Annotated in this window: 14 protein-coding genes; 13 read left to right on the top strand and 1 reads right to left on the bottom strand. The window is 70.0% G+C overall.

Going from position 1 to position 13897, the window contains the following annotated elements; translation table 11 throughout:
* Positions 1–4 precede the first annotated feature (4 nt).
* Positions 5–1135 (top strand): FtsQ-type POTRA domain-containing protein, encoded by a 1131-nt coding sequence (locus ABCS02_RS25780; RefSeq protein ID WP_345838551.1) that lies wholly within the window; start codon positions 5–7, stop codon positions 1133–1135.
* A gap of 59 nt (positions 1136–1194) precedes the next feature.
* On the opposite strand, the gene ABCS02_RS25775 is transcribed toward ABCS02_RS25780, so the two are convergent.
* Positions 1195–1902, bottom strand: coding sequence for a MerR family transcriptional regulator (locus tag ABCS02_RS25775; RefSeq protein ID WP_345838550.1), 708 nt, complete (start codon positions 1900–1902; stop codon positions 1195–1197).
* Positions 1903–1968: 66 nt separating this feature from the next.
* On the opposite strand from ABCS02_RS25775, the gene ABCS02_RS25770 reads away from it, so the two are divergent.
* The 12 genes from ABCS02_RS25770 (at position 1969) to nrdR (ending at position 13857) form a co-directional block, all read left to right on the top strand.
* Positions 1969–2385: a hypothetical protein gene (locus ABCS02_RS25770; protein ID WP_345838549.1), complete on the top strand. Its 417-nt coding sequence runs from the start codon at positions 1969–1971 to the stop codon at positions 2383–2385.
* Positions 2386–2573: 188 nt separating this feature from the next.
* On the top strand, positions 2574–3716 hold the full coding sequence (gene ftsZ, locus ABCS02_RS25765; RefSeq protein WP_345838548.1) for a cell division protein FtsZ: 1143 nt from the start codon (positions 2574–2576) through the stop codon (positions 3714–3716).
* A gap of 3 nt (positions 3717–3719) precedes the next feature.
* Positions 3720–4409: a YggS family pyridoxal phosphate-dependent enzyme gene (locus ABCS02_RS25760; RefSeq protein WP_345838547.1), complete on the top strand. Its 690-nt coding sequence runs from the start codon at positions 3720–3722 to the stop codon at positions 4407–4409.
* A 32-nt stretch (positions 4410–4441) separates the two neighbouring features.
* Positions 4442–4897, top strand: a complete 456-nt coding sequence (gene sepF / locus ABCS02_RS25755; protein ID WP_345838546.1) for a cell division protein SepF — start codon at positions 4442–4444, stop codon at positions 4895–4897.
* Positions 4898–4899: 2 nt separating this feature from the next.
* Positions 4900–5202, top strand: coding sequence for a YggT family protein (locus ABCS02_RS25750; RefSeq protein ID WP_345838545.1), 303 nt, complete (start codon positions 4900–4902; stop codon positions 5200–5202).
* Between the two features lie 88 nt (positions 5203–5290).
* Complete coding sequence (locus tag ABCS02_RS25745) at positions 5291–5881, top strand: DivIVA domain-containing protein (protein WP_345838544.1); 591 nt, start codon at positions 5291–5293, stop codon at positions 5879–5881.
* A gap of 8 nt (positions 5882–5889) precedes the next feature.
* Positions 5890–6465 (top strand): signal peptidase II, encoded by a 576-nt coding sequence (lspA, locus tag ABCS02_RS25740; protein ID WP_345838543.1) that lies wholly within the window; start codon positions 5890–5892, stop codon positions 6463–6465.
* A 1-nt stretch (position 6466) separates the two neighbouring features.
* On the top strand, positions 6467–7387 hold the full coding sequence (locus tag ABCS02_RS25735) for an RluA family pseudouridine synthase (protein ID WP_345838542.1): 921 nt from the start codon (positions 6467–6469) through the stop codon (positions 7385–7387).
* 28 nt (positions 7388–7415) lie between these two features.
* A complete protein-coding gene (gene dnaE, locus ABCS02_RS25730) occupies positions 7416–10928 on the top strand; it encodes a DNA polymerase III subunit alpha (protein WP_345838541.1) in 3513 nt (1170 codons plus the stop codon).
* Positions 10929–10991: 63 nt separating this feature from the next.
* Positions 10992–12032 (top strand): hypothetical protein, encoded by a 1041-nt coding sequence (locus ABCS02_RS25725; protein WP_345838540.1) that lies wholly within the window; start codon positions 10992–10994, stop codon positions 12030–12032.
* 33 nt (positions 12033–12065) lie between these two features.
* The gene (gene hisD, locus ABCS02_RS25720) at positions 12066–13367 is read left to right on the top strand and encodes a histidinol dehydrogenase (protein ID WP_345838539.1); all 1302 of its coding nucleotides are present in this window, start codon (positions 12066–12068) and stop codon (positions 13365–13367) included.
* A gap of 7 nt (positions 13368–13374) precedes the next feature.
* Positions 13375–13857 carry a transcriptional regulator NrdR gene (gene nrdR / locus ABCS02_RS25715; protein WP_345838538.1) on the top strand — a complete coding sequence of 161 codons (483 nt, stop codon included), beginning with the start codon at positions 13375–13377 and terminating at the stop codon, positions 13855–13857.
* Positions 13858–13897 lie beyond the last annotated feature (40 nt).

The raw sequence follows: 13897 nt of genomic DNA, 5'->3' as shown, positions 1-13897 counted from the left end.
GCGGATGCGCCGGCCGACGCCGCTCCCGCCTCCTCCGGGTGCGTCCGAGCCGGACGCGAAGCCCGGGTCCCGTCCGTCCGCGGGAGCCCCGGCATCCGAGCCGCGGCTCCCGCCCCACGGCGCGGCGAAGCCCGCGTCCCGTCCGTCCGCACCCGTCGCCGGGGCGTCCGGGTCCGTCGCGGCTCCTCTGCCCGCCCCGCCGATGACACCTGCGGACGAGCAGCCGACCGCGCCCATCCCGCCGTTGCTCGCCTTCGCGCGGGACGCGCTTCCGGACGATGCCCCGGATGCATGGCCTGCGCGAGAGACCGACCCCGCGCCGCCCGCCGAGCCGGCCTCGACGGAGCCGGAGCCCGAGCCCGAGCCTGCCCCGGTCGGATGGCGCGAGGTCTGGCGTGCGGCCCGCGCACGCCGCCGCGCGATGCGCGCGGAGGTGCGCCGGTTCACGGTCCGCCAGCGGCGCCGCCGCGCGGTCTGGCTCGGCGCGATCGGATCCCTCGTCCTCCTCGTGGCGGGGAGCTTCGCGGCCGCTTACAGCCCCTTGTTCGCCGTGGAGGAGGTGTCGGTCGTGGGCACGCAGCAGCTGGATGCCGGGACCGTCGCCGGCGCGCTGTCGTCGATCGTCGGCACCCCCCTCCCGCTCGTGGACGAGAGCGCGGTGAAGGCGGCGCTCGTCGCCTTCCCGCTCGTCGAGTCGTACACGCTGGAGGCCCGCCCGCCGCACGAGCTCGTGGTCCGGATCGTGGAGCGCACCCCCGTCGGCGTCATCGCCTCGCCGTCCGGGTACACGCTCGTGGATGCCGCGGGTGTTGCGCTCTCGACGACTCCGACCGCGCCGCCGGGCTACCCGACGCTGTCGATCCCGGGGGGCGTCGGGTCGGATGCGTTCGCCGCCGCGGGCACGGTGCTCCGCTCGCTGCCGGCCGACCTGCGCTCTCGCGTGGCCGACGTGACGGCATCCTCTCCCGACGACGTCGCGTTCACCCTCACGGGCTCGGGCGCGCGGATCGTGTGGGGGAGCGCGGACCAGTCCGCGCGGAAGTCGCTCGTCCTGCAGAAGGTGATGGCCGATCGCCCGCCCGCGCCCGGCATGAGCTACGACGTGTCTTCTCCCGAAGCCGTCGTCGTCGGCTGATCCCTCCGCTCCCTCCCTCCTCTCCCTCGAGCCCACCTCCTCGTCGCGAGAACCCCTCTTTACGGCGTGTCGAACGGGTGGTCTCGCGAGGAGGAAGTGGGCTCGCGGTCGCCGGTGGGGGCAAGGGGCGGGCTGGGTGACCCTCCACGACGAGCGTGCGGAGCGGGCACCGCGCCGCTCACGAGAAGCTGCTGATGCGCGAGCCGGCGGAGCGCGAGCAGGATCGGCTCGTACAGCGCGGTGCCCAGCACCGCATAGCGGATCGCCTCGGCGGGCGACATCGCCGCGATCGGCGCGACCTCCTCCCGCGCGACCGCTTGCATTGCGCGCCCGTACCGTGCCACGGTATCGGCGTCCCAGGCGAGGCCCGCTTCTTCCAGGCCCCGGATGGCCGCCTCGAGCTGTGCGACCGCGGTGAAACGGGGGGTGTAGACGAGACCGAGCGCCTCGATCGTGGCACGCGCCCGGGCGTGGTCGCCGTCGTCCTCCACGTACGGCGGGAGTGCGCCGGTCGCCCGTCCCAGCGTCTCGACCACGTCGTCGCCCGGGGCGTCGACGAGTGCGAGGATCTCGCGCACCCGAGACAGGGGGAGACGGCGCACGTCGGCGAGCGCATGGATGAGACGCAGGCGTCCCTCGTGCTCCGGGCCGTATTCCGCGCGCGTCGCGGACGTGGTCGTGCCCCGGGGCAGCATTCCCTCGCGGATGTAGAACTTGATCGTCGGGATCGAGCACCCCGTGCGCTCCGCAAGCTCGGAGATTCGCATCGTCCCTCCCATTGGATACTATAGCTATCTAGTTCACACCGAGCTTTCCACCCTTCTGGAGGTGCGATGGATCCTGTCCTCACGATCGTCGCCGGCGCGACGATCCTCACCGTCATCGGCATCATGTCCGGTGGCACGTTCCTGCTGCGGGTCACGACCGGCGGTCTCCCGTTCTCCCCGCTGCAGAAGTCGTTCTTCCGGGCGGGCCATGCCCACGCCGGTGTCCTCGTGATCCTCGGGCTCGTCATCCTGTTGATCGAGTCCGCGGCGGGCGTCTCCGGCGGCTGGCAGTGGTCTGGGGTTGGCGTCCTGGCCGCTGCCCTGCTGATCCCGGGCGGCTTCTTCCTGTCGGTTCTCGGGCGTGACGTGACCAGACCTGGGCGCGCGATCGCGCTCCTGTGGACGGGCGTCGCCGTCCTCGCAGTCGCCCTGGCGGTCAGCGGCGTCGCCGTGATCGTCGCCGGCGCGGCCCGCCTCGCCTGAGCCGGCAATCCGAATCCGCACGCATCGCGCGACACGCCCTCTCGCGTCCCGGACTCGGCGCGGTCGGACCGTACGTTCGATCCAGGAAATGCATACCGGGCAATTCTTTAAACCTCTACGTGAACTTCAAGGTTGACAGTCGAGGCTGGGGAACGATCGGTGCGGGTTCGGACGAGACGGGAGCCGGGATGAGCCAGAACCAGAACTATCTCGCGGTCATCAAGGTGGTCGGCGTCGGTGGCGGCGGCGTCAATGCCGTGAACCGCATGATCGAGCTCGGCCTGCGCGGCGTCGAGTTCATCGCTGTCAACACCGACGCGCAGGCGCTGCTCATGAGCGACGCCGACGTCAAGCTCGACGTCGGCCGCGAGCTCACGCGGGGTCTCGGCGCGGGCGCAGACCCCGAGGTCGGGCGCCGCGCCGCGGAGGACCACGCGGAGGAGATCGAGGAGGCGCTCAACGGCGCCGACATGGTCTTCGTCACCGCCGGCGAGGGCGGCGGCACAGGCACGGGCGGTGCGCCCGTCGTCGCGCGCATCGCGAAGTCCATCGGCGCGCTCACGATCGGCGTCGTCACGAAGCCGTTCTCGTTCGAGGGCCGTCGCCGGCAGAGCCAGGCGGAGCTCGGTGTCGCGAAGCTCAAGGAAGAGGTCGACACCCTTATCGTGGTGCCCAACGACCGCCTCCTCGAGATCAGCGACCGCGGGATCTCGATGATCGAGGCGTTCGCCACGGCCGACCAGGTGCTTCTCGCCGGTGTTCAGGGCATCACGGACCTCATCACGACGCCCGGCCTCATCAACCTCGACTTCGCCGACGTCAAGTCGGTCATGCAGGGCGCCGGTTCCGCGCTCATGGGCATCGGCTCGGCCCGCGGCGCAGACCGCGCGATCAAGGCGGCCGAACTCGCGGTGGAGTCGCCGCTGCTCGAGGCCTCGATCGAGGGCGCACACGGCGTGCTGCTGTCGATCCAGGGCGGCTCGAACCTCGGCATCTACGAGATCAGCGATGCGGCGCAGCTCGTCAAGGAGGCCGCGCACCCCGAGGCGAACATCATCTTCGGCACCGTGATCGACGACACGCTCGGCGACGAGGTCCGCGTCACGGTCATCGCGGCCGGCTTCGACGGCGGCGAGCCCCAGCCGCGCCACGAGATCCTCGGCGAGCGGCAGGCCGCTCCCGCGGCACCGCCCGCTCCGACGCCCGAGGCGGACGCGTCGGCCGAGCAGCCGCTCGAGAGCGTCCCCGTGACCGCCGGAGTGTCCGAGGGTGCGTCGTACGACTCGGTCTTCGCCGAGGACGACCTCGACGTCCCCGACTTCCTGAAGTGACGCGTGGCCGCGACGCTGCGTGATCGTCTCGCGGACGTCGACGCCCGGATCGCGGATGTCGCGACGGCGGCCGGACGGGATGCCGCGGACATCACGCGCATCGTCGTGACCAAGTTCCATCCCGCGTCGCTCGTCCGCGAGCTCGCCGCGCTCGGCGTAACCGACGTGGGCGAGAACCGCCAGCAGGAGCTGTCGGCCAAGCGGGCCGAGCTCACCGACCTCGCCGGCGTCCGCTGGCACTACATCGGGCAGGCGCAGACGAACAAGGCGCGACAGATCCGCCAGGCGGCATCCGTCGTCCACTCCGTCGACCGCGAGCGGCTCGCGGACGCGCTCGACCGCGCGGCGGACGAGGGCGCGCCCGTGCTGGACGTCCTCCTGCAGGTCAACCTCACCGACGAGCCCGGCCGGGGCGGCGTCGCGCCGACGGACCTGGAGGCCCTCGCCGAGCATGCCGCCGGATGCCGGACGCTGCGCGTCCGTGGCGTGATGGGCGTGGCGCCGCTGGACGAGGATCCCGCTCCGGCGTTCTGGCGGCTGCGCGAGTATGCCGAGCGCGTGCGCGGGATCGTCCCGGACGCGGACTGGATCTCCGCCGGGATGACCGGCGACTTCCCCGCGGCGATCGCGGCGGGCGCGACACACCTGCGGATCGGCTCGGCAATCACGGGTCCGCGGCCCGTGCGCGGTTAACCTCGAACTCAGACGAGCAAACGGAGGATGCGATGTCGAACCCGCTCAAGAAGACGATGGTCTACCTGGGCCTCGCCGACGAGGAAGAGGTCGTCCCGGAGGCGGAAGTGGCGCCCCTGACGAGCCGCAAGACCCAGCCGGAGAAGACCGCACCGGTCACTCCGATCCACCGCCCGGCGGTCGTGCGCCAGCCGGCGCCGAGCGCAGTGAGCGAGATCGTCACCGTGCACCCCAAGCAGTACCGCGACGCGCAGACGATCGCGGAGAGCTTCCGCGAGGGCGTTCCGGTCATCATCAACCTCTCGCAGATGAGTGACGCCGACGCGCGTCGGCTGATCGACTTCGCGAGCGGTCTGTCTCTCGGGCTCTACGGGCGCATCGAGCGGGTGACGAGCAAGGTCTTCCTGCTCTCCCCGGAGAACATCGCGGTCTCCGGTGACGGCGCGCTCGCGCACGCCGACGCCGAGCCCGCGTTCGCGCAGCAGTAACCGTGTCGATCGTCGGCGTCGTCGCGACGATCGCCAACATCCTGCTGCTGATCTACATCTTCATCCTGTTCGCGCGGTTGATCCTGGACTACGTCCAGATGTTCAACCGCCAATGGCGGCCGCGGGGTGCGGGCCTCGTCGCCACCGAGCTCGTCTACACGGTGACGGATCCTCCGATCAAGCTGCTGCGGCGTTTCATCCCGCCGCTGCGCATCGGACCCGTCGCCATCGACTTCGCGTTCGCGCTCACGCTGCTCGTCTGCTTCATCCTCCTCAGCGTGACCCGTTCTCTCGCAAGCTCATGACGCGGAGACTATGCTCTTCAGAGAATCTCCCCAAGGAAACCGGTCCCAGACCTCGGACAGCCGACAAAGCCCCGAAAGAGGAAGCACCATGCCCCTGACCCCGGATGACGTCGTCACCAAGCAGTTCCAGCACGTCCGGTTCAAGGAGGGTTTCGACCCGGACGAGGTCGACGACTTCCTGGACGAGGTCGTGGTGGAGTGGCGCAAGGCGCTCGCCGAGAACGAGGAGCTGAAGGCCAAGCTCGCCGCCTACGAGGCGGGCGGGGCCCCCGAGGCGCCGGCCGAGTCGGCCGCGGTGGAGGCTCCGGCCGAGACCGTCGCCGTTACGCCGCCGACCCCGGCTGCTGTCGCGCCGAGCGAGTCGACCGCTGCGATGGCGAGCATCATCGAGCTCGCCCAGCGCGTGCACGACGAGCACGTCGCCGAGGGTGTCGCGCAGCGCGACAAGCTCGTCTCCGAGGCGCAGACGCAGGCGGCCTCGATCATCGCGGACGCCGAGGCCCGCAGCCGCGACGAGCTCGCACGCCTGGAGCAGGAGCGCGCGTCGCTCGAGAACAAGCTCACCGAGCTCCGCCAGTTCGAGCGCGACTACCGCTCGCAGCTGCGCTCCTACTTCGAGAAGAAGTTGAACGAGCTCGACACCAACACGACCAGCAACTCGCCCGTCGCGACCTCCTAGGTCCTTCTTTGGCAGATCGCGCCCCCCTGCGGGCGTCGGCGGCCGGCATCCTGCTCGCGATCCTCGCGCTGCTGGTGCTGGCCGCCGACCAGTTCGCGAAGTACCTCGCCCTCCAGAACCTGCCGCTGCAGGTGAACGTCCCGATCCTCGGCGACCTCCTGCAGTTCTATCTGGTCCGGAATGCGGGCGCCGCGTTCTCGCTCGGCGAGGGCGTCACGTGGCTCTTCACGATCGCGCTCGTCGTCGTCGCGATCGCGATCATCGTCCTCTTTGCGCTGGGACGCGTGCGGTCCCGGGCATGGACGGTCGTCCTCGGCCTCCTGCTCGGCGGCGTCCTCGGGAATCTCAGCGACCGGCTCTTCCGCGATCCGGGGTTCGGTGTGGGCCACGTCGTCGACTTCATCTCCACCCCGTGGATGATGCCGGCGATCTATAACGTCTCCGACATCTTCATCGTGACGATGATGATCGGCGTCGCGCTGCTGGTGCTGCTCGGCTTCCGTCTCGACGGCACGCGCGAGCGCCGGGCCCGGCCCTCGGAGGACGACGACGAGGAGCGCAGGCCCGACGACACGGAGTCCTGACGTGGAATCGCGGACCCTTCCCGTGCCCGACGGGCTCGACGGCAGCCGGGTGGATGCCGGGATGGCGAAGATGCTCGGCTTCTCGCGCACGTTCGCGGCGGACGTCGCCGACGCCGGGGGTGTGCTCCTCGACGGGCGTCCGGTCGGGAAGTCCGATCGACTGCTCGGAGGTGCCGTCCTGGAGGTGTCGTGGACCCCGCGGCGGGAGCCCGAGGTCATCCCGATCGCGGTGCCCGACCTCGGCATCGCGTACGACGACGACGACCTCGTGGTCGTCGACAAGCCCGTCGGCGTCGCGGCTCACCCCTCGGTTGGATGGGAGGGCCCCACCGTCCTCGGGGCGTTGTCGGCCGCGGGCTTCCGCGTCGCCACGACGGGCGCGGCCGAGCGGCAGGGGATCGTGCATCGTCTCGACGTCGGCACGAGCGGCCTCATGGTCGTCGCGAAGACCGAGCGCGCGTACACGGCGCTCAAGCGCGCGTTCAAGGAGCGCGAGGTGGAGAAGGTCTACCACGCGGTCGTGCAGGGCCACCCCGACCCGCTCTCCGGCACGATCGACGCGCCGATCGGCCGGCATCCGTCGCACTCGTGGAAGTTCGCCGTGACGCCCGACGGCAAGCCGTCCATCACGCACTACGAGACGATCGAGGCGTTCCCGCGGGCGTCGCTGCTCGAGATCCACCTGGAGACCGGTCGCACGCACCAGATCCGCGTGCATATGGCCGCGCACCGGCATCCATGCGTCGGCGACCCGCTCTACGGCTCCGACCCGGTGCTCGCCGAGCGGCTAGGTCTCACGCGCCAATGGCTCCACGCGCGGGAGCTGTCGTTCACGCATCCGGCGACGGGGGAGTGGATGACGACCGAGTCGCCATACCCGGCGGACCTCGCGCACGCGCTGGAGGTCCTGAGCGACGCGTGATGTCCGGGGCCGCGGGTAGCCTCGTCGCATGGCATCCGACTCCTTCGTCCACCTGCACGTGCACAGCGAGTATTCGATGCTCGACGGTGCTGCACGCATCGGGCCGATGATCCAGGAGGCGGTCCGGCAGGAGATGCCGGCGATCGCGGTGACCGACCACGGCAACACGTTCGCCGCCTACGAGTTCTACAAGACCGCGAAGGATGCGGGGATCAAGCCGATCGTCGGCATCGAGGCCTACGTCACTCCGGGCACGCACCGCACCGACAAGTCGCGTGTGCGCTGGGGCACCCCCGAGCAGAACGACGACGACGTGTCGGGGTCGGGGGCGTACACGCACATGACGCTCCTGTCGGAGACGACGGAGGGCATGCACAACCTCTTCCGTCTGTCGTCGAAGGCGAGCATGGAGGGCTACTACTTCAAGCCGCGCATGGACCGCGAGTTGCTGCAGAAGTACTCGACGGGCCTGATCGCAACCACCGGGTGCCCGTCCGGCGAGGTGCAGACCCGGCTGCGCCTGGGGCAGTACGAGGCGGCGCGCGCGGCGGCGGCCGAGTTCCAGGACATCTTCGGCAAGGAGAACTACTTCGCCGAGATCATGGATCACGGGCTGTCGATCGAGCGCCGGGTCATGAGCGATCTCCTCAAGATCGCGAAAGACCTCGACATCCCGCTCGTCGGCACGAACGACCTGCACTACACACACCAGCACGACGCGACGAGCCATGCGGCCCTGCTCTGCGTGCAGTCCGGCTCGACGCTCGACGACCCCAAGCGGTTCAAGTTCGACGGCGACGGCTACTACGTGAAGTCGGCGGCGGAGATGCGTCAGGTCTTCCGCGACCACCCTGAGGCGTGCGATGCCACGCTGCTGATCGCCGAGCGCTGCGACGTCGAGTTCAACACGTCGGCGAACTACATGCCGCGCTTCCCGGTGCCGGAGGGCGAGACCGAGGAGTCATGGTTCGTCAAAGAGGTCGAGAAGGGCCTCGAGTTCCGCTACCCGGCCGGGATTCCGGACACTGTCCGGAAGCAGGCGGAGTACGAGACCGGCGTCATCGTGCAGATGGGGTTCCCGGGCTACTTCCTCGTGGTCGCCGACTTCATCAACTGGGCAAAGGACAACGGCATCCGGGTCGGGCCGGGCCGCGGCTCGGGGGCCGGGTCCATGGCCGCGTACGCGATGCGCATCACCGACCTCGACCCGCTCCAGCACGGCCTCATCTTCGAGCGCTTCCTGAACCCCGACCGCGTGTCGATGCCCGACTTCGACGTCGACTTCGACGACCGCCGTCGCGGTGAGGTCATCCAGTACGTGACCGAGAAGTACGGCAGCGAGCGCGTCGCGCAGATCGTCACGTACGGCACGATCAAGGCCAAGCAGGCGTTGAAGGACGCCGGCCGCGTGCTCGGCTTCCCCTTCAGCATGGGGGAGAAGCTCACGAAGGCGATGCCGCCCGCGGTCATGGGCAAGGACATGCCGCTCGACGGCATGTTCGACAAGGACCACCCCCGCTACAAGGAGGCGGTGGAGTTCCGGACGCTCATCGAGACGGATCCCGAGGCGAAGACCGTCTACGACACCGCAGTGGGGCTGGAGAACCTCAAGCGCCAGTGGGGCGTGCACGCGGCGGGCGTGATCATGTCGAGCGATCCGCTCGAGGACATCATCCCGATCATGCGCCGCGAGCAGGACGGCCAGATCGTCACGCAGTTCGACTACCCGGCGTGCGAGTCCCTCGGCCTCATCAAGATGGACTTCCTGGGCCTGCGGAACCTCACGATCATCAACGACGCACTCGACAACATCACCGCGAACCGCGGGGCGCCGATCGTCCTGGAAGACCTCGCGCTCGACGACCGGAGCGCGTACGAGCTGCTCACGCGGGGCGACTCGCTCGGCGTCTTCCAGCTCGACGGCGGGCCGCTCCGCAGCCTCATGCGGCTCATGCGGCCCGACAACTTCGAGGACATCTCGGCTCTCATCGCGCTCTACCGCCCGGGGCCCATGGGGGCGAACTCCCACATCAACTACGCGCTGCGCAAGACCGGGCAGCAGGACATCACCCCGATCCACGAGGAGTTCCGCGACTCCCTCGCTGACATCCTCGACACGAGTTACGGGCTGATCATCTACCAGGAGCAGGTCATGGCGATCGCCCAGCGCGTCGCCGGCTTCACCCTCGGTCAGGCCGACATCCTCCGACGGGCGATGGGCAAGAAGAAGAAGTCCGAGCTCGACAAGCAGTTCGCGGGCTTCCAGGCCGGGATGCACGCGAACGGCTACTCCGACGACGCCGTCCAGAAGCTGTGGGAGATCCTGCTGCCCTTCTCGGACTACGCGTTCAACAAGGCGCACTCCGCGGCCTACGGGCTCGTCTCCTACTGGACGGCGTACCTGAAGGCGCACTATCCCGCCGAGTACATGGCTGCGCTCCTCACGAGCGTCGGCGACTCGAAGGACAAGATGGCGGTGTACCTCAACGAGTGCCGTCGGATGGGCATCAAGGTGCTTCCGCCGGACGTGAACGAGTCGACGCTCTACTTCTCCGCGGTCGGGGAGGACATCCGGTTCGGCCTCGGCGCGGTGCGCAACGTCGGCACGAACGTCGTGGAGGGGATCGTCGCGTCGCGTGTGGATACCCCGTTCACGTCCTTCCACGGCTTCCTCGACACGGTGCCGCCGCACGTCGCGAACAAGCGCACGATCGAGTCGCTCATCAAGGCGGGCGCCTTCGACTCGATGGGCTCGACGCGCCGGGCGCTCCTGGAGATCCACGAGGGCGCGACCGAGCAGGCCGTGCTCGACAAGCGCCGCGAGGCGAATGGCGAGGTCGGCTTCGACTTCGACAGCCTGTGGGACGAGCCGCAGCAGGTGCAGAAGGTGCCCGATCGCCCGGAGTGGACGAAGAAGGACAAGCTCGCGTTCGAGCGGGAGATGCTGGGCCTCTACGTGTCCGATCACCCGCTCGCCGGTCTCGAGGTGCCGCTCGCGAAGCACGCCTCGATCTCCATCAATGACCTGTTGGAGTCCGAGGATCTGCAGGACGGTGATCAGGTGACGGTGGCCGGTCTCGTGACGAGCGTGCAGCATCGCGTGGCGAAGTCGAGCGGGAACCCCTACGGCATGATCACGATCGAGGACTTCAACGGGGAGGTGACGGTCATGTTCATGGGGAAGACCTATCAGGAGTTCCAGCCCGTGCTTCAGCCCGACGCGATCCTCGTCGTACGCGGTCGCATCTCCCGGCGTGATGACGGGCTCAATCTGCACGCGGTATCAGCGTTCGCGCCCGACCTCGGTGCGGTGGATGCGGCGGGTCCGCTCGTTCTCGTGATGCCCGAGCACCGGGCGACCGAGACGGTCGTCCAAGAGCTCGCCGAAGTTCTGGCGCGGCACCGGGGCGAGACCGAGGTCACGCTCCGGCTCCACAAGGGCGAGGTCGCGAAGGTCTTCGAGGTGCCCGTGCCGGTGCGCATCACGGCCGACCTCTACGGCGAGCTGAAGGGACTCCTGGGGCCCCACTGCCTGGGCTGAGTCGGAGGCTCGGCGGGTACCATCGAGGAGCGTTACCCCCCCACACGCACGAGAGGAATCGACGTGAGCGACCCTTCGACCGCGAACACCCCCGACGAGAACGTCCCCGCCGGCGAATCCGGAGCCGGTGGAGGGGCGATCGATGAGACGCTGATCATCGCGCAGGACGCGGACGGCACGATCGAGGTCATCGACATCATCGCGGAGCAGCCCGCGGCGGCCTCCGCGCCCGCTCCGGCATCCTCGAGCGCTCCGGCCGCCGCCCTGGCGGAGACGCCCCTCTACGGCGTCGGCCCCCTGACGGTGCGTGAGCTCGTCCTCGGCTGCGTGTGGCTCGTCGCGTTCTTCTTCTCGTTCTTCCCGATCACGCCCGGCCCGTTCGCGTCGCTGTGGTCGTCCGGCCTCCTGTGGATCCTCACGATCGGTGTCCCGACGGTGGCCGTCTTCCTGCTCCTGCTCCGCCGGTTCTCGCCGCAGGGTATCCCGCGCGTGGGCTCGCTCGGGGTCGATCAGTTCGCCTCGGTCGCGTTCTCGGTGTCGGCCGTGGTGTGGATCCAGATGGCGTGGGATGCGGTGTCGTTCACCGCCGCCAGCGGCATCGTCGTGCGGACGTGGGTCATGTGGCTCGAGCTCGTCCTCATGCTGGCCGGCGTCGTGCTGACCGTGCTGGCACCGTTCATCCCCGTCTTCCGCGACGACTTCCGCGGTCGCCCCGAGCAGGTCGCGCACCCGAACGCGCGCCCGGTGCGTCCCGTCGAGCCACGGCCCGCGGTGGTCCACCACCCCCACGCGACTCCCGTGCCTCACGCGTACGCGGCTCCGGTCGACTCGGGTTACGCACCCGAGGCCTATGCGACCGGCGCCTACACGCCGCTTCCCGACTCCGGGACCCCGGTGACCGAGCCCATTCACGCCCATGAGGCCTTCTGGGCCCTCGCGCCGGTCGAGCGCGATGTCGTGGACGAGTACGGCACGCCGATCTTCCGCATCGGCCCGACCGCGTGGGCGCTCGTGGTCGAGGATCGCGGTGCGGTGTTCGTCGTCCGGCATGAGGACGGGCGCGTCGGCTATCTCCACGACGTGTCCGACGTCGTGCGCGGCTGAGTCGCGCACGACCCGCGCCGGTAGGCTGATCGGATGCTCCGCACGATCGATCTCCGAGGCCGACGTCTGTCCACGGCCGAGCTGCTCGCGACCGTTCCGCGCGCCCAGGTCGCCCGTGACGCGGCTCTCGCGACCGCGGCCCGGATCGTCGTCGACGTCGCCGACCGCGGCGAGGACGCGCTCCGGGAGCAGGCGGAGCGCTTCGACGGGGTCGTCGGCCATGACCTCCGCGTGCCCGCGGAGCACCTCGACGCCGCGCTCGCCGGGCTCGACCCGAGGGTCCGTGCGGCGCTCGACGAGGCGATCGTGCGCGTGCGTGAGGCATCCGCGGCCCAGATCCCGCCGGCGCGCGAGACCGTCCTCGGACGTGGCGCGCGCGTCGTACAGCGCTGGCAGCCCGTCCGGCGCGTGGGGGTGTACGTGCCCGGCGGCAAGGCGGTCTATCCCTCGAGCGTCGTGATGAACGTCGTGCCCGCGCAGGTCGCCGGCGTCCGCGAGGTCGCTCTCGCCTCGCCGCCCCAGCGCGACCACGGCGGCCGGGTGCATCCCGTCATCCTCGCCGCCGCGCGCCTGCTCGGCGTCGAGGAGGTGTACGCGATCGGCGGCGCGGGCGCCATCGCGGCGTTCGCCCACGGCGTCCCCTCGATCGGCCTGGAGCCGGTCGACGTCGTGAGCGGCCCCGGCAACAATTTCGTCGCCGCCGCAAAGCGGGCGGTCGCCGGCCTCGTGGGGACGGATGCCGAGGCCGGCGCGACCGAGATCCTCGTGGTCGCCGACGAGCACGCCGACCCGCGGCTCATCGCGGCCGACCTCATCAGCCAGGCCGAACACGATGAGCAGGCCGCGGCCGTCCTCGTGACCGACTCCGCGGATCTGGCGGACGAGGTCGCCGCCGAGTTGCAGATCCGTGCGCCGCGCACACGCCACGCCGAGCGCATCGCGGCCGCCCTCACGGGTCCGCAGTCGGCCGTCATCCTCGTCGACGACCGCGCGGCGGCGGTCGAGGTGAGCAACGCCTACGCGCCGGAGCACCTCGAGTTGCATCTGCGCGATCCGCGCCCGGAGGAGTTCGTCAACGCCGGCGCGATCTTCGTCGGCGCCGACTCGCCGGTGAGCCTCGGCGACTACCTCGCCGGCAGCAACCACGTCCTGCCGACGGGCGGCCAGGCGCGCTACAACGCGGGGCTCTCGGCATCCACGTTCCTGCGGCCGCAGCAGCTCATCGAGTACGACCACGACGGTCTCCGCGAGGTCCGCGAGAGCATCGTCGCGCTCGCGCAGGCGGAGGCCCTGCCCGCGCACGGCGAGGCCGTCGAAGCCCGGTTCGAGTCGTAGGTCTCGCGTGCACTGCCCGTTCTGCCGCCATCCGGACTCGCGCGTCATCGACTCGCGCACCAGCGACGACGGCCTCAGCATCCGCCGGCGCCGGCAGTGCCCCCAGTGCGGACGCCGCTTCTCGACGATCGAGACGGCGAGTCTGAACGTCATCAAGCGCTCCGGCGTGATCGAACCGTTCAGTCGCGAGAAGGTCATGTCCGGCGTCCGGAAAGCGTGCCAGGGACGCCCCGTCACGGAGGCTGACCTGGCGGTGCTCGCGCAGGCCGTCGAGGAGACGGTGCGCCAGACGGGTGCAGCGCAGGTGGATACGAACGACATCGGTCTCGCGATCCTCGGCCCGCTGCGCGACCTCGACGAGGTCGCCTACCTCCGCTTCGCGAGCGTGTACCAGGCGTTCGACTCGCTCGAGGACTTCGAGGGTGCGATCGCCGAGTTGCGCGTCGACCACGGACATGCCGCGCCGGAGCCCGACGAACCGCTCCGATAGCCTGGGGCGGATGTATCGCCGCCGTGTCTGTCCACGGCTG

It is taken from the genome of Microbacterium sp. X-17 (assembly GCF_039615055.1).
The sequence above is the reverse complement of the archived record's forward strand: the minus strand, read 5'-3'. Positions and strand labels throughout refer to the sequence as shown.